This is a genomic window from Olleya sp. ITB9 (assembly GCF_001315805.1).
Taxonomy (GTDB): Bacteria; Bacteroidota; Bacteroidia; order Flavobacteriales; family Flavobacteriaceae; genus Olleya; species Olleya sediminilitoris.
Genome location: NZ_BCBW01000032.1, coordinates 1 through 22,222, shown reverse-complemented (window position 1 = coordinate 22,222; position 22,222 = coordinate 1). Strand labels below are relative to the sequence as shown.

Here is a 22,222-nt window from a genome sequence, read left to right as displayed (position 1 = left end):
GCTGAACACTTTGAACTCTGTTTCTATGTTCGGGCTTTTGGAAATTAGGAAGTCATATTCAAAAGCAGCTTACAGATTAAGCAACCGAATTTTAAAGCTAACTTCCGCTTTTACTTCTATATATGCTAGTCAGCATCAATTTGGCTTTGTGCCTACTTGTGACCTTAAAATTCAGATTTGACGGACTGTTTAAATTTCTTTTTAATTCTAAAAGAAACCTTTAATAACACGATTTCAATTTTAATTTTAATGTTTCAAAACAACAATGAATACTAAATACATAGACTTAATAAGTCAAACTTTTGATTTTCCTCAACCAGAATTTAAGTTAGAGGATAAGACGCTTCAATTTCATGATATAGATTTAATGGATTTGGTGGAAGAGTATGGTGCACCTTTAAAATTCACCTATTTGCCACAAATTTCTAACAATATACAACGCGCTAAAACTTGGTTTAATAATGCTATAAAAAAGCATGATTATAAAGGTAATTATAACTACTGTTATTGTACAAAAAGCTCGCATTTTAAACATGTTTTAAACGAAGCTTTAAAAAACGATATACATATAGAAACCTCCTCTGCTTTTGACATTGATATAGTCGAAAACCTAAAAAAAGAAGGTAAAATTACTAATGAAACTTTTGTTATAAGTAATGGCTTTAAACGCGAGCAATATGTAACAAACATTGCAAGATTAATTAATAATGGGCAAAAAAACTGTATTCCTATTATTGATAATTATGAAGAGATAGATTTACTATCAGAAGAAATAGAAGGCAACTTTAAAGTAGGTATTAGAATAGCATCAGAGGAAGAACCTAAATTTGAATTTTATACCTCAAGATTAGGTATAGGTTATAAAAATATCCTTCCGTTTTATAAAAATCAAATTAAGAATAATACAAAAGTCGAGCTTAAAATGCTTCACTTTTTTATCAATACAGGTATTAGAGACAATGCCTATTATTGGAACGAGCTTTTAAAATGTCTTAAAGTATATACAAGTTTAAAAAAGATTTGTCCAAGTTTAGATAGTTTAAATATTGGAGGAGGTTTCCCTATTAAAAACTCGTTGGCTTTTGAGTTTGATTACGAGTATATGATAGATGAAATTATTAATCAAATCAAACAGACTTGTGAAGAGGAAGGTGTAGGTGTACCAAATATTTTTACTGAGTTTGGAAGCTTTACAGTTGGAGAAAGTGGTGGAGCAATCTATAAAGTATTATACCAAAAACAACAAAACGATCGTGAAAAATGGAATATGATAAATTCATCTTTTATAACAACTTTACCAGATACTTGGGCTATTAACAAGCGTTTTGTGATGTTACCAATTAACCGTTGGAACGATTCTTATGAGCGTGTTTTGCTTGGTGGATTAACTTGCGATAGTGACGATTATTATAATAGTGAGCAACACATGAATGCTATTTATTTACCAAAATATAATAAAGACAAACCCTTATACATAGGTTTTTTTAACACAGGAGCCTATCAAGAAACAATAGGTGGTTTTGGAGGTTTGCAACACTGTTTAATACCATCTCCAAAACACATATTAATAGATAGAGATAAAGATGGAAACATCACAAAAACAATTTTTTCAGAACAACAAAAAAGTGAAGACTTACTTAAAATTTTAGGTTATGCAAACTAAAACGTATGCTGGTATTCCAGAAGAATTAGCTAAACTAGAAAAAGCTAAAATTGTATTAATACCTGTGCCTTATGATGGTACAAGTACATGGCAAAAAGGAGCAGATAAAGGTCCTGAAGCATTTTTGGATGCTTCTGAAAATATGGAGCTTTACGATATCGAAACAGATACTGAAGTATATAATCAAGGTGTGTATTTAGCTAATGCAGTAACCGAAAATAGCTCTCCAGAAGCGATGGTAGACGCAGTACATCAAGCGACTAAAAAGTACATCAAAAAAAATAAGTTTGTAACTATTTTTGGAGGTGAGCACTCTGTATCTATTGGTACCATACGTGCTTTTAATGAAATGTACCCAAGTCTAACCGTTTTACAGTTGGATGCACATGCAGATTTACGTAAACAGTATGAAGGGTCTACATGTAATCACGCATGTGCTTTGTATGAAGCTAGTCAAAATACTAACTTAATTCAGGTTGGAATCCGATCTATGGATGCAATTGAAAAAACAGTCATGGATCAAGACAAAACATACTTTGCGCATGACATGGCTATGGATGACACTTGGATTGATAGTGCAGTCGACCAAATGACAGACAATGTATTTATAACAATAGATTTAGACGCTTTTGATCCTTCAATAATGCCAAGTACAGGTACACCAGAACCAGGTGGATTATTATGGTATGAAACATTAGAATTTTTAAAACAAGTTTTTGAAGAAAAAAACGTCGTAGGTTTTGATATAGTGGAATTGTGTCCTAACAAAACAGACAAGTCTTCAGACTTTTTAGCAGCAAAATTATATTACAAAATGTTAAGTTATAAGTTTTTAAATCAAGACGCAGAAGACGATTACGACAACACATACGACAGCAATACACAAAAAAATAACACTTCTAAATTTAACGAAGATGATGAATACTAAAGGCCCAATTTCTCAATTTATACAACACCATTATTTACACTTTAATGCAGCAGCTTTGGTAGATGCAGCTAAAGGTTATGAAACCCAATTAGACAATGGTGCAAAAATGTTAGTATCCTTAGCAGGAGCTATGAGTACTGCTGAACTTGGTAAAAGTTTTGCTGAAATGATAAGACAAGATAAAGTACATATAATTTCTTGTACTGGAGCAAATTTAGAAGAAGATATCATGAATTTGGTAGCGCATTCTCACTACAAGCGTGTTCCAAATTATCGCGATTTAACACCTCAAGAAGAGTGGGATTTACTAGAAAAAGGTTTAAACCGTGTGACAGATACTTGTATTCCAGAGCACGAAGCCTTTAGACGTTTACAACATCATATTGAAAAAATATGGAAAGACGCAGAAGCCAAAGGTGAGCGTTACTTACCACATGAGTATATGTATAAGATGTTATTGTCAGGTGTTTTAGAAGAGTATTATGAGATTGATTTAAAAGATTCTTGGATGTATGCTGCTGCAGAAAAAAACTTACCAATAGTTTGTCCTGGTTGGGAAGACAGTACAATGGGTAATATTTTTGCAAGCTATGTTTTAAAAGGAGAGCTTAAAGCAAGTACAATGAAGTCAGGTATAGAATACATGACATTTTTAGCAGATTGGTACACAGATAATTCTCAAAACGGAATTGGATTTTTTCAAATAGGAGGTGGTATTGCAGGAGATTTTCCAATTTGTGTAGTGCCAATGCTGTATCAAGATATGGAACGTACCGAAACTCCGTTTTGGAGCTACTTTTGTCAAATAAGTGACTCAACAACAAGTTACGGATCATATTCTGGAGCTGTGCCAAACGAAAAAATAACTTGGGGAAAACTAGATATAGACACACCTAAGTTTATTGTAGAAAGTGATGCAACAATTGTAGCTCCATTAATTTTCGCCTACATTTTAGGCTTATAATTACTTTTAAAAATGAAAAAAACAGACCATTTAAAACGCGTTATTGTTGATTTTAAAAAGCTAACACCAGAAATACTGAAATTGTTAGTAGACAAATATCCATATGGTTATGATGACGATCATATAATCGAATTTAAAAATGCTAAAAATGAACTAGTTGAAGCTGTAGAAGTCACTACTGACGACACAAAATATTTAGTAAAAGTTAGCACCAAATTGGTGAAAACTATGGAGGATTACGATGAAGATGATTATGAAAATTTTGAAGAGGACGATCCTGATGCAATACAAGATCCAGAGGTAAAATCAAGCGAAGAGCAAGATCACGATTATTAAACATGTATACAGTAGTTGCCTATCAGGTAGCCAGCACTATCAATATTAAACAATGTAAACAACAACTGTCTTGGCAGTTGTTGTTTAATGATAGTGATGAGCTGTATTACAAATGCGACGATAATGCATTTGTATACATTTTTCAGTATGGTATTGTAAGCTTTTTTAATATGACAGAGCAATCTATTAAGCAAGCTTTAGATCGTATCAAACCTTTTTCAAATAATTACTTGTCAGAAAAATTATCAGAAGAAGTTAATGTTATTATTAAACCAAATAGTCTAAAAGTAGATTATAATCATATTCAATTGCCAGAGCTTAATGACGAGACTATAAGATTAGTCATGCTTAACGTGTCACAAAGTGTAGCTTTAGATCGTTATTCTGAAATTACATATGATTTATTAGAACAAACCAATAAACACACCTTGTATTTAGAGCAAAAAGGAAAGCTTGATATATCTGGTAATAAATTAAAACGTTTTATTGGTAGAACATTAAACATTAAAAACCGAATTTCTGAAAATTTATACATATTTGATTCGCCCAACATCACTTGGGAAAATCAACAATTAAATCAGCTTAATCAAGATTTAAAAGCCATATTTGATTTAAAAGATAGGTATAGATTAATTAGAGACCGAATAGAAATTATTAAAGAAAATCTAGAGCTTTTTAAAGATATAATGGACCATAAGGAAAGTAGTAAACTAGAGTGGATCATTATTATTTTAATTGTCATAGAAGTGTTTGATATGTTTATTGCTAAAATTTTGTAAACTAAATTCTTATATCTAACTTATAAACTGCAAAAAACAATAACCACGCGTATTAAAACAGATTTTAATACTAAAAGCAATTTTGGACTTGAGGTGGCAAACTTCCAAAAACAAAAAACATCAGCAATTAAATACTATTTAAATTTAAAATGAAAGCAAAATTAATTATCATAGCAATAGCTTTTTTAAGCTTAACCTCATTTGTCTCTAATAATACTATGACTGTAACAGGTGTTTACAAAGGAGTTGTAGAATATGATTATGTGTTTCATATAAATGAAACCGACAGGTCAATGACGTTTCAATATTTGTCTGATGAAGCTTTAGAAGCTTTTGACTTGGACTCAGAAGAATTTGTTGGAAGCAAATTTGAAGTAACCTATGAGGTGCTTCAAGAAATGAGTGAAGACACTGAAGGTAACGAAGTAGAGATAGAAATATATACAATCACAGCGTTAGAGTTGATAGACTAATTTTTTTACTCGCTAGCATTAAAAAACAATCGGAATCTATTCCGATTGTTTTGTTTTATACCATTAAAATAATTCTAATTTATTTAAGATAATCTGTCTTTAAAACAAAAAGAAAAAGGTGACTTATTTATTTTTTAATTAAAAAAAAGTAGTATTATAATAATTTTAATTGGTTAAAATGCATTTAAATCTACGTTTAGGTTCTCTTTTTTGTTTTTTTTAACTCAAAATTTCAATTTTTATTAGTAAATTCATTGTAGTGGTAAGTTCTAATATTATTAGGTTTTATAAGGTGTCAGCTTATTAAAAACTTTACGACTAATCACAATAATACGTATCTTTGCGTAATTTTTATAATACAATGATTGACTTAAACGACAATATAAATTTACCTTTTTCGTTGCAGATTAGTTTTAATAAATTAATCCAACGATATGAAGCATTAGTAAATAGTGATGATCCATTTACTGCTGCCAAGGCACGTCGTATATTAAAACTTCAAGAAGATCATCCAGAGTTAAAAGATGGTTTTAGTAAAATTTCAGTATTAGAGCAACACAAAGAAGCTATTCAAATTTTATTACAAGATTCGTTTAGTGAAGTTTTGACACTAAACGAAATTAAAACAGCAAGTGTACCGTATCACAATTTTATTTTTAATGCCACAAAGCGATTTGAAAATATAATAAAAACTGCTGGTCCAGACTTTGAGTTGGTCATAAAAAATATGCCAGAAAACGATTGGTATATTTTAAGTTGTACCATTATCATGAGTTTTTGTTATAATTTCAATACCAACTTTAAAAGACCATTGTATTATGAAATTCCTGATGAAAATGGAATTTTAAGAATTTATAGAATTACTTATAATGCAGATTTTATGGAAATTATTCCAACAGAAGCTGCGCCTAAATTAACTCAAAACGATTTTGATGAGTTATTAGATAATTTTGAAAATATAGATCTTTGGAAAGAAAAATTTCCTCCAAACAGTTACATTTCAAAAGGATTTGTAATTTCTAACATATTTGATGTTACAGACGATCAGTCTATTTCTAATATAAAAACTACTTTAATAGGTAACAATAAGCGTCAAGACAAAAGTTTTATGGCAGACTTCCAAAAAGTCTTCCGTTCTTTACTTGCTGTTACAGATTTAGAAGTTGGTTTTTCTATTTTTAATAAAGAAGAAAACACCTTAATGAAGGTGCATGATTCTAGTATTAATAGCTTTTTACTTAAAGCAAAAGAGCAATTTAAATGCGAAAATCTATTTTGTCATTACAGTTATGATAAGATTTTAAAAAGCAAAGCTAATTTTGCAATATCTGATGTTGATAAAAGTTTTAAAAAATCGGAAGGACAATCTCCACAAATTAAAGTCTTAAAAGAACAAGGTTTTAAAAGTGCTATTTTTGCTCCAATTGCAGAAGAAGGAGAGTTATTAGCAGTTTTAGAGTTAGTGTCCAAAACACCTAAAGCATTAAATAGTATTAATGCTAATAAGTTACTAGGTGTGATGCCTTTTATTTTGTCTGCTGTTAAACGCTCTAAGTTAGATGAAGAAAACTTAATTCAAGCAATCATCCAGCGTGAATGTACATCAATACATCCAAGTGTAAAATGGAAATTTGAAAGTGCTGCACGTCAATTTATGCAAGAGCAATATAATGGAAATGAAAACCCATCATTTAATAAAATTAGTTTTGATGAGGTTTATCCATTGTTTGGTCAAATAGATGTTAAAGGGTCTTCTGAAGCTAGAAATAGTGCAACTCAAAAAGACTTAGCATTACAATTAACTTTAGTTGAAAAAATTGTTGAAAAAGCCATTTTAAACGAAAGACTTCCAATTTTTGAACAATTATTATTTCAGATTAAATCATATCAAGTCACTTTAAAAGATAGTTTTAAGGTGGATAGTGAGCAAAAAGTAACACATTTTTTCAAACATGAAATTGAGCCACTTTTTAGATTTCAACTTAAAACAAAGTCGTCAATAACAGAAGATATTGAAGATTACTTTAGTAAAGTGGATACTAATTTGGAAGTGATTTATTACTATCGTAAAAATTATGATGATACCATAAGTTTGATTAATAAAAACATGTCTACTTTATTAGATAAAAAGCAGGTTGAAGCGCAAGCTATGTATCCTCACTTTTTTGAACGTTTCAAAACCGATGGAGTAGAGCATAATATGTACATTGGAGAGTCTATAACTAAAGAAGATTCGTTTAACGAATTGTATTTGTATAACCTTAGATTGTGGCAAATGCAAGTTATGATAGATATGGAAACTGCTTTTTATAACAAGCAACACAAATATCCAATTGCATTAGATGTTGCTTCAATGATATTGGTATTTAATCAACCTTTATCTATTAGATTTAGAACAGACGAAAAGCATTTTGATGTTGACGGAACTTACAATGCAAGATATGAGGTTGTAAAAAAACGTGTAGACAAAGCTAATATTAAAGGTACCGATGAGCGTATTACCGCAAAGGGTAAATTGGCAATTGTATATTCTCAACAAGAGGACGAGTATGAATACTTAAAATATGTTAGATTTTTACAATCTAAGCATAAATTAGGTGATGAGGTCGAAATTTTAGAGTTGGAAGACCTTCAAGGTGTCACTGGTTTAAAAGCAATACGAGTTAATATCTTGTATCAAGATGAAACTAATACAAAACAGTTTTATACCTACGATGACTTAATGAACACTATTAAATCTTAAGCTATATAAAATAAATTAAAGGCATTTGGTATTAGTTGTTTGATTTGAGATGTAGTGTTTAAAACATCCTGAATATTTACACCTGGATTGTTTTTTACTGCAATACCAAATGCAATTAATGAGATAATAATACCAATCATAAATACAGTGTAAGTTATTCTTAATAATCTGTATTTGCGCTCTAAAACAATACCTAAAAAGTATAAATCTTTAGTTAAAGATTGATAAATGTAATCTTTGTCACTTATCATTTCATTAATAGCCCATTCAAACTCATCTAATTTCATTTTATGGAAATTACCAAAAAAGGTTAAATTTACTTTTTTATTTTTAACGTCTTCCTTTGTAAACTGACCACTAGTCACGTTTGGTCGTGTGGCAATTATGGACATTACCATTGAGATAACACTAAATAATGTAAAAATAACTGTTGGCCAAGTTAAATAAGGGTTAGTGTCTAATTTTGATATTAAATTAGCTAATACTACAGATATAATAATGGCATTTACCGATAATAATATATTGGCTTTAGTATCAGCAATATCACTTAGTTTGATGTGGTTTTTTAATGCTGTTCTGTAAAACGATTGTATAGCACGTTCAGGACTTTCGTTTTTGTACTGCGCTTTGTATTTAGCCTTAAGCTCTTCGTTTTTTATTTTTGACTTCTGTTTCTTTTTAGATTTAATTAGTTTGGCTAAGTTTTTTTCTTTTCTAGATTGCCAATTTTTTAAAGCGTAATCAGTGTAAAATTTATGTTTTTTAGATAATACTTTTATATTTTCATTTAACCATTCACTAGGTGTATAGTTTGCTATTCCTGCAATTTCAAGTTCTTTTCTTAAAAACTCACTAGCTTCAGGAAAGTATTTTTTTCCAAAATGAGACGAGTCAGCATCGCGTAATACTTTTTCTAATTCTGTAGTTGGTTCAGAGTCAAACTCGGTTGCTAAAATACAATCTTCTACAGCTTTAATTGTAGGTTCGTCTACATTTTGAGTCGTCAAAAATTCTCTTGCAATTTTCGCACTTACAGCTTCATGACCTTCTCTTGTTTGTGTATATCCAACGTCATGTAACAATGCTGCTAATTGAAGTATTTGCGCATCATTAACATCAATTTTAGAGTTTTCTATAATTTCTTTCGTACTTTTAAATACTCGTAAAGTATGTGTATGGTTGTGATAAACTATAGTGTTAGGTAACTCATTTTTAAGGAGTTCAAAAACAAAAGCTTCGGTTTTTTCTATAAGTTTTGACATATATGTGCAGTAAATCTTATCCAAAGTACTAAAAAAATAAAACTATCAACCTTTAATGACAAAAAATAACATATTTCTAACGTTTATTTTAGCCTTCTTATTAACCAATTGCGCCAGTTTTGAAGCACAATATAAACATGAAACTGATACAAAAACACAATTGCCAAATAAAGAAATTCATAAAACTTTTTACTTAGTTGGTGACGCTGGAAAATCTCCTAAAGATGGGTTTTCTGATGGTTTAACAGCTTATAAAAACTTTATTAAAGACAAGAATACTAAAGGAGATTACACTGTTTTTTTAGGAGATAATATATATCCTGCTGGATTACCAACTAAGGATAATGAAAACTATGAAGACGCTAAAAATCACATTCAAGCTCAAGTAAATTCTGTTGAAGGATTTGATGGTAACGTATTATTTATTCCTGGTAATCATGATTGGTATGCAAACGGATTACATGGTTTAAAAGACCAAGAAAAATATATAGAAAAAGCTTTAGGTAAAAATACTTTTCAACCAGAAAATGGTTGTCCATTAGAAGTTGTGGAGGTTAGTGATCAAATAGAATTAATCATTATTGATACACAATGGTATCTAGAAAATTGGAATAAACATCCAACTATAAATGATGAATGTGAAATTAAAACAAGAGAGCGTTTTTTATTAGAATTGGAAGGCGAGTTTAAAAAAGCACAAAATAAGACGGTTATTGTAGCAATGCATCATCCTATGTATACAAATGGGTCTCATGGTGGATTTTATAGTCCTGATAAACATTTGTATCCTTTTCAAAGTAAATTACCATTACCTATAATTGCATCACTTTTAACTCAGGTTAGAACACAAGGTGGAGTATCCATCCAAGATCGTTATAACGAGCGTTATAATAAAATGATGAATCGTATTAGTACCTTAGCATTAGAGTATCAAAACATCATTTTTGCATCTGGACACGAGCATAGTTTGCAATACATAGAAAACGAAGGAATAAAACAAATCGTTTCTGGTTCTGGAGCTAAATCAAGTGCAGCCTCATTAAGTCATAATGGATTGTTTACCTATGGTGGACAAGGTTTTGCAGTGTTAAACATCTATAAAGATGGTAGTAGTTATGTCAGTTTTTATGGCGAAGACAATCAGCAAGCTAAGCTGTTGTATACTAAACAAGTATTTGATAAGCGTGAAGCTGAGTATGATATTTCTACTTTACCTGATAGTTTTGAGACAACAACCAATGCCTCTATTTATACAGAAGAAGAAACTAGTAAAACAGGAGTGTATCAAGCGCTTTTTGGTGAAAAATATAGAGCATTATATAGTCAAAAAGTTAATGTGCCTGTAGCGACTTTAGATACACTTTATGGTGGGTTAGAAATTGTTAGAGAAGGAGGAGGACATCAAACAAGGTCTTTAAGATTGCAAACTAAAGACGGTCGTCAATTAAATATGAGAGCTTTACGTAAAAGTGCAACTCAGTATTTGCAAACGGTTTTATTTAAAGAAACCTATTTAGAAGATGATTTTGATAAGACTAAAGTCGAAGATTTAATACTAGATTTTTACACAGCAGCGCATCCATATGCATTTGCAGTTGTGCCTGATTTATCACATGCAGCAGACGTGTATCATACCAATCCAAAATTATATTATATCCCTAAACATAAATATTTAAAAGATTATAATCGTAATTATGGAGGCGAATTGTATTTAATTGAAGAGCGTCCTGAAGATAACTACACTGACGAGAAAAATTTTGGATACGCAGACGATATTGAAAGTACACACGACATCATCAAAAAAATACGTACAGACGAAAAATATAAAATAGACGAAAACGCTTTTATTAGAGCACGTTTGTTTGATATGCTTTTAGGAGATTGGGATAGGCATCAAGATCAATGGAGATGGGCTCAATTTAATCAAGAAAATGGAGATAAATTGTACCGACCAATTCCTAGAGATAGAGATCAGGTGTTTTCTAATTTTGATGGAGCAATATTAGATATTATGCGTTTTATTTCTGGATCAACAAAACAATTACAAGTATATGACGAAGAGTTGAAAGACATCAAATGGATGAACAGTGCAGGAATAAAATTAGACAAAGTGTTAATCCAAAATTCTGATAAAGCAGTCTGGTTAAAACAAGCGCAATACTTACAAGACAATATTACAGATCAGGTTATTGAAAAAGCATTTAGTAAAGTTCCAACAGAGGCTCAAGACCAGTCCTTACAACAAATTAAAGAGTTTTTAAAAGGCAGACGTGCAAATCTACAAGATATTGCAACACGTTATTCTGATTATTTAAACGAGTTGGTTATTTTAACAGGAACAGATAAGGACGATTATATTGAAGTTAACCGTATTGCAGATAATAAAACACAAGTCGTAATTTCTAGAATTAAAGATGGAGACAAAGCAGATGTAATTGTAGATAGGACTTTTGATAAAGATATTACTAAAGAGCTATGGATTTATGCTTTAGATGATGATGATATTATTGAAGTTTCAGGTAAAGCTAGTAACTTGATTTTTACTAGAATTATTGGAGGTCAAAATAACGATGAATACATTATTAATAACGGAAGGCGTGTGCGTATTTATGATCATAAATCTAAACCTAATACAATCACAAAAAACAAAGGAGCTAAAATCAACTTTACAGATATTTACAATAATAACTTATTTGACTTTCAAAAAAACATTGTTAAAACTAGTGTTATTACACCAAGCTTAGGCTATAATCCAGATGATGGATTTAAAGTAGGAGTTGGTTTTAATTATACCGTTAAAGGATTTTCTCGTAACCCTTACTCGCAACAACACCGTTTTAAAAGTGGATACTTTTTTGCAACAGATGGTTTTAGTTTAAATTATAATGGTGAGTTTGCAAATCTTTTTGGAGATTGGAATCTACATGTTGCTGGACAATTAACTAGTGAGAATTTCACCAATAACTTTTTTGGTTACGGTAACCAAACCGTTAATAATGATGACGATTTAGATTTGGATTACAACCGTATAAAAACAAGTATTTATGCAGCAAGTGTAGGTATTCTAAAAAAAGGTGATTTTGGATCAGATTACGGTGTTAAACTTCTAACTGAAGCTATTGAAATTGGTGAAACTCCTGACCGTTTTATAGAAACAGTTCAACCAGCAGCAACAAATGATGATTTTTACAGCAGACGTTTGTTTGCTGGTTTAGAAGGTAATTTTAATTATAAAAGTTTTGACAATGGTGCCAACCCAACAAGAGGTATGACTTTAGGTATTGATGTTGGAGCCAAAACCGAAGTTAAAGACACTAAATATACTTATGGATTTATAAATTCGAAATTAGGGTTTTACAATGCATTATCAACCAATCGTAAGCTAGTGCTTAAAACAGACGTGCGTTCTCAATTGCGTTTTGGTGATGACTTAATCTTTTATCAAGCTGCTAATATTGGTGGTAATAATGGGTTAAGAGGTTACAGGTTACAACGTTTTACAGGTCAAAACAGTTTAACAGGTAGTGCAGATGTTAGATATAGTTTTAATCAGTTTAAAACTAAAACCTTACCATTGCAATTGGGTGTTTTTCTTGGTGGTGATGTAGGTCGTGTTTGGACAAAGCAAGGTGAGTCTAAAATATGGCATAACGATTATGGTCTAGGATTTTGGGTGACAGCAGCAGATAGTGTTTCTGGTACATTCAACTTTTTTAACAGCGAAGAAGGATTGCGTTTCTCTTTTGGGTTTGGTTTAAATTTTTAAACCCAGTTGCATGAAAAAAATAATAGTCAATGGATTAGAATATTTTAATAAAATAGAAAGTAAAATAGCGTTTTACCCAACACTTTATAGTTTGGCTGGAATGTTATTTGCTTTTTTTATGTACTATGCAGAAAACAAAGGAATATCGTCTTATTTAAAAGACAATATTCCTTTTCTAGTTATCAATAATACAGAAACAGCATTTAATATATTAACCACCTTTATTGCAGGACTAATATCTATTATGGTATTTAGTTTTTCAATGGTAATGATATTGTTAAACCAAGCTTCAAGTAACTTTTCGCCTAGAGTATTACCTGGATTAATTTCTAATAAAAGGCACCAAAAGATTTTAGGTATTTACAATGCTACATTGCTGTTTTGTATTTTTACAATGGTAGCCATTAAACCAGATGCAGATACTAACCAATTACCTGGTTTTTCAGTGTTATTAGCTATTGTTTTTATGGTTTTTTGTTTGGCAGCTTTTATTTATTTTATTCACTCTATTTCTCAAGAAATCCAAGTACACAATATTATGCATCGTCTTTTTAAAGATGCTAAAAATAGATTAGAGCAGTTAATACATTCTGAAAAAAACAAAAAAAATAATTTCCCAAATACAGAAAATTGGTCAACTTTTAATTCTAAAAACACTGGTTTTTTACAAGATATTATGCTCGAGCCTTTCGGCGAATTTGCTAATCAAAACAACAATAAGTTTCATGTTCTAGCAGTTAAAGGACAGTATATTTATAGTGACAAACCTCTTTTTAAAAGTGAATCAGAACTAAATGAAGAACAAATTGAAACCTTAACATCCTATTTTCATTTTTCAAAAGAAGAAGTTATTGATGATAATTACGTGTTAGGTTTTAAACAGTTAACAGAAATTGCAGTAAAAGCAATGTCTCCAGGTATTAATGATCCAGGAACAGCGTCTATCGCAATTGATTATTTGACTAATTTATTCGAAATTAGATTGCAAAAAAACGAAACCAGTCTACTATTTGAAGATAAGGAGGCTTTGGTGAAAATTAATACTATTTCTTTCCAAGAATTGCTTTATTTGGTGTTGACTCCAATAAGGACTTATGCAAAACACGATGTTATCATAATAGGCAAGCTAATAGATTTATATACGCATTTATTTACTAAGCTAGATAATGCTTCAAATTATAAAGATGTTATTATAAATGAAATAAACGCATTATATTTTGATGTTGAAAATAACATCAGTAATCCCAATGATCTAGAGGTGATTTCTAATAAAATGAAAGTGTTTAAATTATAGTTTTAAGCTATAAATATTATTGTCCTCTTTACCAGAATCCTCATCAGTGATGTAAATTGTACTATTGTTTTTAAAACACACACCTTCCTTTTGACTATCATGTTTTAAATCTATCTTTTGGACAGTACCATCAAAAAAAGCGTCGTTTTTAAAATTAGTTAAAGTCCATATACGATCGTGATTTAATAAAACTACTGTTTTGCCATCAGGACTTATATCTGCTGAAGTCACACGTGTGTCTTTTCCTTTTAATTTGTATTCAGTAAGGTAAGTTGCTTCATGACTACCTATTTGATTTGGTATTTTAATCACCATAGTCTTTTTGTTTTCTTTACTAAAAACATAAAAACTATCGTTCCATAAAAAAAACGCTTCAAAATCTTCAGACTTGATGTTTTTTGGAAGCGTGAAGTTTATGGTTTTAGCATTTGTTTTATCATCTATATTGGCAATGTTTTCAATTTTATAAATAAAAAACTGTTTGCGTTTTCTGGAGTTGTTTCCAAAATCACCAATATATAAATTACCATCAGTATCACTTGCTAAATCTTCCCAGTCATGGTTTTTAATATTGCTAATATCAATATCTCTAATAATATCACCTTTTAGATCCATACCATAGACATTATTTTTGTTTCCAGCATCCTCAATAGTCCATAATAGGTCTGAGGTATTAACTAATTGTGCTGCAGAAGCTTCTTGTAGGTCACTATCAATAGACCCTACAACAGTTAATTTACCTGTGTTACATGACATAAAAAGTAATGCTAAAACAGCTATTGGTTTTAACGGAAAAGTCATAAATTGTGATGTTTTAAAATTTACTTAAATGTAAGCATATAGTAAGCCATACGGAAGTTTGAAATCTTAAAATATTAATAAATTTAATGAGTGCATTTTTAAAAATTGGACATCGAGGCGCTAAAGGTCACGTTACCGAAAACACGTTACAATCCATACAAAAAGCTATGGATTTTAATGTTGATGGTATCGAGATTGATGTGCATGTTTGTAAAACGGGAGAGTTGGTAGTGTTTCATGATTTTACTTTAGATAGACTTACAAATGGTACTGGAGAAATTGGTAAAAAAACACTAAGCCAATTGCAAAATTTACAAGTGGAAGATCAATATACTATACCGACTTTAAGAGAGGTTTTACAGTTAATTGATAATAAATTATTAATAAATATTGAGCTTAAAGGCGAAGGTACAGCAATACCGACTTGTAACATTATTCAAGAATTGGTTAATGATAAAAAATGGTCATTAGACAATATTTTGGTTAGTAGTTTTCAGCAAAACGAACTAGTGGATGTGTTTAATTATGATTCAAATATTCCGTTAGGTGTTTTAACAAAAGCAAGTGTCAATCAAGCTATAGTATTTGCCAAAACCATTAATGCAAAAGCTATTCATCCGAGTTTTTCACTATTAAGTAAAAATAATGTACAAAAAGCTAAGGAAGAGGGATTGTTAGTAAATGCTTGGACAGTCAATACAAAACAAGCGATTAAAAGAATAAAAAGTTATCAAGTAGATGCTATAATTAGTGATTTTCCGGATAGATTATGAAACAGTATGATGTAATAGTAATAGGTGGTGGAGCAGCAGGTTTTTTTGCTGCAATTAATAGTGCAGAGTTATATCCTGAATTAAAAATTGCAATTCTAGAACGTGGTAAAGACGTACTTGGTAAAGTTAAAATTTCTGGAGGAGGACGTTGTAATGTTACTCATGCCGAGTTTATACCTCAGGAATTAACCCAATATTATCCAAGAGGGGAAAAAGAATTATTGGGTCCTTTTCATACGTTTATGACTGGAGATACTATGGAATGGTTTGAAAGTAGAGGTGTGTCACTAAAAATTGAAGATGATGGACGTATTTTTCCAATTAGCAATAACTCGCAAACCATAATTGATTGTTTTTTAAATGAAGCTAAAAAACATAATGTGGATGTGTTGACCAATCAATCTGTAATTAGTTTTAAACAAGACCATTCTTCTTGGATTACAGAAACTAAAACGGATACATTTTTATCTGAAAAACTAGTGGTTGCTACAGGTAGTAATCCTAAAATATGGACGTTTTTAAAACAATTAAAACATAATATTGTCACTCCAGTACCATCATTATTTACTTTTAATATTAAAGATAAAAGAATTAATGATATTCCTGGTGTTGTTGCACAAAATGTAAATGTAAAAGTTGTTGATACTAATTTAGAATCTTACGGTCCTTTATTAATAACACATTGGGGAATGAGTGCACCTTCTATTTTAAAATTATCTGCTTTTGGAGCTTTAGAATTGGCAAAAAGAGATTATAAGTTTAAAATAGAAATCAATTTTGTTAATCAGGATTTTGATTCGGTTTTATCTCAATTAAAAACAATTAAACAAGAGTTGTCCAAAAAAACTGTACTTAAAGCAACACAATTTGATATACCAAAACGTTTATGGCAAACTTTGGTTTTAGCCTCAGATATTATAGAGCAAACCCGTTGGGCAGATTTAAACAAGTATCAGTTAGAAGCCTTGGCAAATCAATTAACACAAGCTGTTTTTACTGTGGATGGTAAAAGTACGTTTAAAGAAGAATTTGTAACAGCAGGAGGCATAGACTTAAAGGAAGTTAATTTTAAAACTTACCAAAGTAAATTATACGATAACTTGTATTTTGCAGGCGAAATCATAAATGTTGATGCTGTTACAGGAGGTTTTAATTTTCAAAATGCTTGGACTAGTGGTTATATAGTTGCTAAACATATAAATGCATAAATCATGATTACTTACTTGGCTTTTTTAAGAGGTATAAATGTTGGTGGACATAATAAAATACCAATGCAAGAATTACGTACATTATTGTCAGATATAGGATTAAAAGACGTGAAAACCTACATCCAAACTGGTAATGTTGTGTTTAAAACTTATCAAACCGACATCCAAAAATTGACTTTGAAAATCGAAAATGCTATAACAGAAAATTTTCAATTTTCTATTCCTGTTTTAATTAAATCGCCTGAGGACATTTCAAACTTATTATCAAAATGTCCATTTAATCAAACAGAAAAAGAATCAAGTTATTTTGCATTGTTATTTAATGATATAACTGAAACCCAAAATAATTTAATTAATACATTTAGTTTTCCAAACGAAAAATTTGAAGCTATTAAAGACTGTATTTACTTGTATTCAAGTACAGGATACGGTCATGCAAAAGCAAATAATAATTTTTTCGAGAAAAAAATAAAACTTACAGCTACTACCAGAAACTATAAAACACTGGTAAAAATGATTAGTTTGTCAGAAGGTTAACCCTTGTGTTTAATAGAGTCCCAAGACATTTCAAGAGCCAAATCAATATGATTATTAGTCATTTCTAATTCTTCCTTTATTTTAAGTCTAACAGCAGACACAACATCTCCAAAAGTCATTTGTAACATTAATTTAACAGGCACATCTCTTAAATGTTTGTTTTTTATTCCATCTAAAAATATATCTCTAATATTTGAAATGTAAGGTATAGATTGCTTTACAATTTCTTTAGAGATAATAGGTGGCACAGCAACATACTCTATAAATTTGTATGCCAAAGGGTTGCCTACAAAGTAATTGTATAGGTTTAACCACATGGTTTTGTACTGTTTTTTAAAATCACCTTCGGGTAAATTCGCAATCAGTACTACACCATAATCTTTAACAATCATCATGTAAATTTCTTCAATGATTTGGTTTTTGTTTTCAAAATAATGATAAATTGTACCTACAGCTACGTTTGCTTCTTTAGCAACTTGAGACATGGGAGTAGCGTGTACACCTTGTTTTACCACTAGTTCTAACATAGTGATAATTATGCGTTGTTTTTTGTCCATATAGTAGACGTTTTTAAAGGTAAAACGCAGTGATGCAAAGTTTAAGGGGACTATTTTACCTATCAGTTAACTTGTTATTCATTTTGAAGACACTAATACGTTGTTTGTTAAGGGAGTAACGTATTGAATGTTCATTCGGTACGCAAAATTACTAAAATAGTTTAATTTTTAAAGCTATCTTTGTAAAAATTTAGCATTTAAATGGATTTATCACGCTTTTCTAGTAACATTTATCTCAATACCATAAATAAAGGTTCTGTGTCTTGGTCTTCACCAAGTAATATTGCATTAGTTAAATATTGGGGGAAAAAACAAACTCAAATTCCTGAGAATCCATCTATTAGTTTTACGCTAGATAATTGTAAAACAATAACTGTTTTAGATTTTGTTAAAAAAGAAATCCAAGACGATGTATTTTCTTTTGAAGTCTTTTTAGATGAAATACCTAAGCCTGAATTTCATCCAAAAATCGAAACGTTTTTCAATCGTATTGAAGCATATTTACCATTTTTAAAGCAATTTTATTTTACAATAAACACTAAAAATACGTTTCCTCATAGTTCTGGAATAGCATCTTCGGCTTCTGGTATGAGTGCTTTGGCCTTGTGTTTGATGAGTGTAGAGAAACAGTTAAATCCAAGTTTGTCAGAAACAGAATTTATTGAAAAAGCCTCTTTTTTAGCTAGATTAGGTTCTGGTAGTGCATGCAGAAGTTTAGAAGGGGATTTAGTGGTTTGGGGAAACCATCCAGAAATAAAAGGGAGTAATGATTTATTTGGTGTTAAATATCCATATAAAGTACACGATAATTTTAAAAATTATCAAGACACAATTTTATTAGTTGATAAAGGCGAAAAACAAGTTAGTAGTACTGTTGGACATAACTTAATGCATGGTCACCCTTTTGCTAGTCAGCGTTTTGGTCAAGCAGTAGATAATATATCTAAAATAAAAGTAATATTAGAATCTGGAGATTTAGAAGCGTTTATAGCCTTGGTTGAAAGTGAAGCATTAACCCTTCACGCAATGATGATGACTAGTATGCCATATTTTATATTAATGAAACCAAATACGCTTCAAATAATTAATAAAATTTGGAGTTTTAGAGAGGAAACAAAACTGCCAATAAGTTTTACTTTAGATGCAGGAGCAAATGTACATGTTTTATATCCAGAGCAATATGCTGATGACATTTTAAAATTCATTCAGGATGAGTTAGTTGCATATTGTCAAAACGGTCACTATATTTGTGATAAAATTGGTTTTGGTGCAAAACAATTGTAACTTTATACATCAAATCATCATATAGCTTATGAAAGGTCCTTTATTTTATTCAAAGATTTTATTGTTCGGTGAGTACGGAATTATCAAAGACTCTAAAGGACTGTCTATACCCTACAATTTTTATAATGGTGCACTAAAGACTGAAGATAACCCTTCAGAAGAAGCTGTTAACTCCAATAAAAGCTTAAAGGCTTATGCGGATTACCTAGCTAAAATGGATCAAAATTTAGTGGTTTTTGATATTAAATCTTTACAACAAGACGTAAAAGCTGGTATGTATTTTGACTCGTCAATACCTCAAGGTTATGGTGTTGGTAGTAGCGGAGCTTTAGTTGCTGCTATTTATGATAAATATGCATCAGATAAAATAACAGTTTTAGAAAACTTAACTAGAGAAAAATTATTGACTTTAAAGTCGATTTTTGCAGAGATGGAATCTTTTTTCCATGGAAAATCTTCTGGCTTAGATCCTTTAAACAGTTATTTAAGCTTACCAATTTTAATAAATTCTAAAGAAAACATCGAAGCTACAGGTATACCAACTCAAAGTAGTGATGGACAAGGTGCAGTATTTTTGTTAGATTCTGGTATTACTGGAGAGACAGCACCAATGGTAAGTATTTTTATGGAAAACATGAAAAATGATGGTTTCCGAAAAATGCTTAAAAATCAGTTTATTAAACATACAGATGCTTGCGTTGAAGACTTTTTAAAAGGTGATGTAAAATCATTGTTTAAAAACACTAAGCAATTGTCTAAAGTGGTGTTTAACAATTTTAAACCAATGATTCCTGCTCAATTCCATGAACTATGGAAAAAAGGAATAGACACCAATGATTACTACCTTAAACTTTGCGGTTCAGGAGGTGGAGGCTACATGTTAGGTTTTACTCAAGATATTAAAAAAGCAGAACAAGCACTTAAAGATTATAAATTAGAAGTAGTTTATAACTTTTAAACTCTACAATAAATTTTAATGTTTAACAGGAAACAAAAACATATATTACTTAAGTTTTTTAGTATGTTTTCTGTAGTAAGAGGCTACAATATTTTAATAGTAGTTATCGCACAATATCTTGCTTCCATTTATATTTTTGCATCAGATATGCCACTCAAAAAGGTGTTGTTTGATGTTAATTTATTAATGCTAGTTCTAGCAACAGCAGCTATTATTGCAGCAGGTTATATTATCAATAATTTTTACGACTCTGAAAAAGATTTAATTAATAGACCCAATAAAACAATGTTGGATAAGTTAGTAAGTCAAAACACCAAATTATCATTTTATTTCGTTCTTAATTTTTCGGCTGTTGTTATGGCAAGTTATGTGTCGTTTAAGCCTGTGTTATTTTTTTCATTTTACATTTTTGCTATTTGGTTTTATTCTCATAAACTTAAAAAAAGACCAATTATAGGAAACCTAGTTTCAGCGTTATTAACATTAACTCCGTTTTTTGTCATTTTCGTGTACTATTATAATTTTAAATATGTCATTTTAGTACATGCTGCTTTTTTATTTTTAATAATTTCAATTAGAGAACTAACTAAAGATTTAGAAAATATAAAAGGAGATCTGACTCAAAATTATAGAACTGTACCTATTGTATATGGTGAGGCTACCTCAAAACAAACAATTACAGCATTAGTTGTCGCAACATTGTTTCCTGTTTATTTTTTAATCGCAAAATTTGATATTGGTTACATGTATTTGTATTTTTTTATATGTGAAATTCTATTGATCATATATCTAATTTTACTTTGGAGTTTTTCAACTAAAACTCAATATTTGTGGCTGCATAATATTCTCAAATTTATAATTGTAGCAGGTGTTTTTAGTATTTTATTAATTGATGTTGATTTAGTTATTAACCGTATTATGTCAGTTAATTTTATTTAATAATTAACGATTAATAAGGTTTTTAATTTATAATGAAAAATTCGTTGTAGATTTGCAAAAAATAAATATTATGAGTAGACAACAAGGTGCTAATGGTAAAGGAAAGTCCTCTGGTAGAGGACGTGATAACTCAAAAAGCAAAACTTATGCTAGAGGTAACGCACCAGTTAAAAAGAAAACTACACCAAAATCTAATAGTAATCCTGATTTAATAAGGCTAAATAAATATGTTGCCAATTCTGGAATGTGTTCTAGAAGAGAGGCAGACCAACATATTGCAATGGGTTTAGTGACTGTAAATGGAAAGGTGATTTTAGAAATGGGTTATAAAGTAAAACTTGATGACGAAGTCCGTTATGATGGTGCACGTATTAATCCTGAGAAAAAAGCCTACGTTTTACTAAACAAGCCTAAAGGTTTTGCAACAACTACCAGCGAGCAAAAAGGACGAACTGTTATGGATTTAGTATCTAATGCAACTAGTGCAAGAATAAAGCCAATTGGTCGTTTGGGACGAAACTCTACAGGACTTTTATTATTTACAAATGATGAGAAAGTAGTTAGCAGATTTACAAGTTCTAATAAAGGAGTTGAAAGATTATTTCATTTAGAATTAGATAGAAATTTAAAATTTGAAGATTTAAAAACAATTAGAGAAGGTTTTAAAATTGAAGGAAAGCAAATTAGTGTTGAAGAAATTGATTTTGTTAATAATACTAAAAACGAAATTGGTGTTAAAATAAAAAATACTGGTAATACAATTTTACATACCATTTTTGAGCATTTTAAATATGAATTGGTTCGTATAGATTGTGTTCAAATTGCGCATTTAACCAAAAAAGATATTCCTAGAGGTAATTGGAAAATATTATCTCAACAAGAAGTAAATACTTTAAAAATGATGTAAAAAAAAGAGCNCTACGTTTTTAGTTTTATATTTTATTCTTTGTTTTAAAG

19 protein-coding genes are annotated in these 22,222 nt (G+C 30.2%); 16 read left to right on the top strand and 3 right to left on the bottom strand.

Translation table 11 applies throughout. The features are described 5' to 3' along the window. Window positions 1–265: 265 nt before the first annotated feature. From ITB9_RS08735 to ITB9_RS08705, 7 genes are all read left to right on the top strand, one after another. A complete protein-coding gene (locus ITB9_RS08735) occupies window positions 266–1,663 on the top strand; it encodes an arginine decarboxylase (RefSeq protein ID WP_054851918.1) in 1,398 nt (465 codons plus the stop codon). After that, complete coding sequence (gene speB / locus ITB9_RS08730) at window positions 1,653–2,591, top strand: agmatinase (RefSeq protein ID WP_054851917.1); 939 nt, start codon at window positions 1,653–1,655, stop codon at window positions 2,589–2,591. The genes ITB9_RS08735 and speB overlap by 11 nt, the downstream gene beginning before the upstream one ends. Continuing rightward, the gene (locus ITB9_RS08725; RefSeq protein WP_054851916.1) at window positions 2,581–3,555 is read left to right on the top strand and encodes a deoxyhypusine synthase family protein; all 975 of its coding nucleotides are present in this window, start codon (window positions 2,581–2,583) and stop codon (window positions 3,553–3,555) included. Before speB ends, ITB9_RS08725 begins: the two co-directional genes overlap by 11 nt. Window positions 3,556–3,567: 12 nt before the next feature. Further along, window positions 3,568–3,891 (top strand): hypothetical protein, encoded by a 324-nt coding sequence (locus ITB9_RS08720; RefSeq protein ID WP_054851915.1) that lies wholly within the window; start codon window positions 3,568–3,570, stop codon window positions 3,889–3,891. A gap of 2 nt (window positions 3,892–3,893) precedes the next feature. Beyond that, a complete protein-coding gene (locus tag ITB9_RS08715; RefSeq protein ID WP_054851914.1) occupies window positions 3,894–4,670 on the top strand; it encodes an RMD1 family protein in 777 nt (258 codons plus the stop codon). 149 nt (window positions 4,671–4,819) lie between these two features. Beyond that, window positions 4,820–5,143 carry a hypothetical protein gene (locus ITB9_RS08710; RefSeq protein ID WP_054851913.1) on the top strand — a complete coding sequence of 108 codons (324 nt, stop codon included), beginning with the start codon at window positions 4,820–4,822 and terminating at the stop codon, window positions 5,141–5,143. A gap of 361 nt (window positions 5,144–5,504) precedes the next feature. Next, window positions 5,505–7,886, top strand: coding sequence for a GAF domain-containing protein (locus ITB9_RS08705; RefSeq protein WP_054851912.1), 2,382 nt, complete (start codon window positions 5,505–5,507; stop codon window positions 7,884–7,886). Here ITB9_RS08705 and ITB9_RS08700 read toward each other — a convergent pair. Then, a complete protein-coding gene (locus tag ITB9_RS08700) occupies window positions 7,883–9,148 on the bottom strand; it encodes a Pycsar system effector family protein (RefSeq protein WP_054851911.1) in 1,266 nt (421 codons plus the stop codon). The genes ITB9_RS08705 and ITB9_RS08700 overlap by 4 nt on opposite strands. 55 nt (window positions 9,149–9,203) lie before the next feature. On the opposite strand from ITB9_RS08700, the gene ITB9_RS08695 reads away from it, so the two are divergent. Both ITB9_RS08695 and ITB9_RS08690 read left to right on the top strand, forming a co-directional pair. Continuing rightward, window positions 9,204–12,914 (top strand): metallophosphoesterase, encoded by a 3,711-nt coding sequence (locus tag ITB9_RS08695; RefSeq protein WP_054851910.1) that lies wholly within the window; start codon window positions 9,204–9,206, stop codon window positions 12,912–12,914. A gap of 10 nt (window positions 12,915–12,924) precedes the next feature. Continuing rightward, window positions 12,925–14,208: a DUF2254 domain-containing protein gene (locus ITB9_RS08690; RefSeq protein ID WP_054851909.1), complete on the top strand. Its 1,284-nt coding sequence runs from the start codon at window positions 12,925–12,927 to the stop codon at window positions 14,206–14,208. Here ITB9_RS08690 and ITB9_RS08685 read toward each other — a convergent pair. Continuing rightward, window positions 14,203–15,009, bottom strand: a complete 807-nt coding sequence (locus ITB9_RS08685) for an SdiA-regulated domain-containing protein (RefSeq protein ID WP_082396132.1) — start codon at window positions 15,007–15,009, stop codon at window positions 14,203–14,205. The two genes, ITB9_RS08690 and ITB9_RS08685, sit on opposite strands and share 6 nt — an antisense overlap. Before the next feature lie 86 nt (window positions 15,010–15,095). Between ITB9_RS08685 and ITB9_RS08680 the strand changes: the two genes are divergently transcribed. The 3 genes from ITB9_RS08680 to ITB9_RS08670 are packed head-to-tail and all read left to right on the top strand — an operon-like array spanning window position 15,096 to window position 17,527. Further along, window positions 15,096–15,782 carry a glycerophosphodiester phosphodiesterase family protein gene (locus ITB9_RS08680; protein ID WP_054851908.1) on the top strand — a complete coding sequence of 229 codons (687 nt, stop codon included), beginning with the start codon at window positions 15,096–15,098 and terminating at the stop codon, window positions 15,780–15,782. Beyond that, complete coding sequence (locus tag ITB9_RS08675; protein WP_054851907.1) at window positions 15,779–16,990, top strand: NAD(P)/FAD-dependent oxidoreductase; 1,212 nt, start codon at window positions 15,779–15,781, stop codon at window positions 16,988–16,990. Before ITB9_RS08680 ends, ITB9_RS08675 begins: the two co-directional genes overlap by 4 nt. Window positions 16,991–16,993: 3 nt before the next feature. Then, window positions 16,994–17,527: a DUF1697 domain-containing protein gene (locus tag ITB9_RS08670; protein WP_054851906.1), complete on the top strand. Its 534-nt coding sequence runs from the start codon at window positions 16,994–16,996 to the stop codon at window positions 17,525–17,527. Here the strand turns inward: ITB9_RS08670 and ITB9_RS08665 are convergent. Continuing rightward, on the bottom strand, window positions 17,524–18,084 hold the full coding sequence (locus ITB9_RS08665) for a TetR/AcrR family transcriptional regulator (RefSeq protein ID WP_028606518.1): 561 nt from the start codon (window positions 18,082–18,084) through the stop codon (window positions 17,524–17,526). The genes ITB9_RS08670 and ITB9_RS08665 overlap by 4 nt on opposite strands. A 201-nt stretch (window positions 18,085–18,285) precedes the next feature. Here ITB9_RS08665 and ITB9_RS08660 point away from each other — a divergent pair, with 201 nt between their 5' ends. The 4 genes from ITB9_RS08660 (at window position 18,286) to ITB9_RS08645 (ending at window position 22,172) form a co-directional block, all read left to right on the top strand. Then, window positions 18,286–19,368: a diphosphomevalonate/mevalonate 3,5-bisphosphate decarboxylase family protein gene (locus ITB9_RS08660; RefSeq protein WP_054851905.1), complete on the top strand. Its 1,083-nt coding sequence runs from the start codon at window positions 18,286–18,288 to the stop codon at window positions 19,366–19,368. A gap of 28 nt (window positions 19,369–19,396) precedes the next feature. Next, the gene (locus tag ITB9_RS08655) at window positions 19,397–20,326 is read left to right on the top strand and encodes a mevalonate kinase (RefSeq protein ID WP_054851904.1); all 930 of its coding nucleotides are present in this window, start codon (window positions 19,397–19,399) and stop codon (window positions 20,324–20,326) included. 18 nt (window positions 20,327–20,344) lie between these two features. Then, window positions 20,345–21,265, top strand: a complete 921-nt coding sequence (locus ITB9_RS08650) for a geranylgeranylglycerol-phosphate geranylgeranyltransferase (RefSeq protein ID WP_054851903.1) — start codon at window positions 20,345–20,347, stop codon at window positions 21,263–21,265. Window positions 21,266–21,335: 70 nt separating this feature from the next. Continuing rightward, a complete protein-coding gene (locus tag ITB9_RS08645; protein WP_054851902.1) occupies window positions 21,336–22,172 on the top strand; it encodes a pseudouridine synthase in 837 nt (278 codons plus the stop codon). Window positions 22,173–22,222 lie beyond the last annotated feature (50 nt).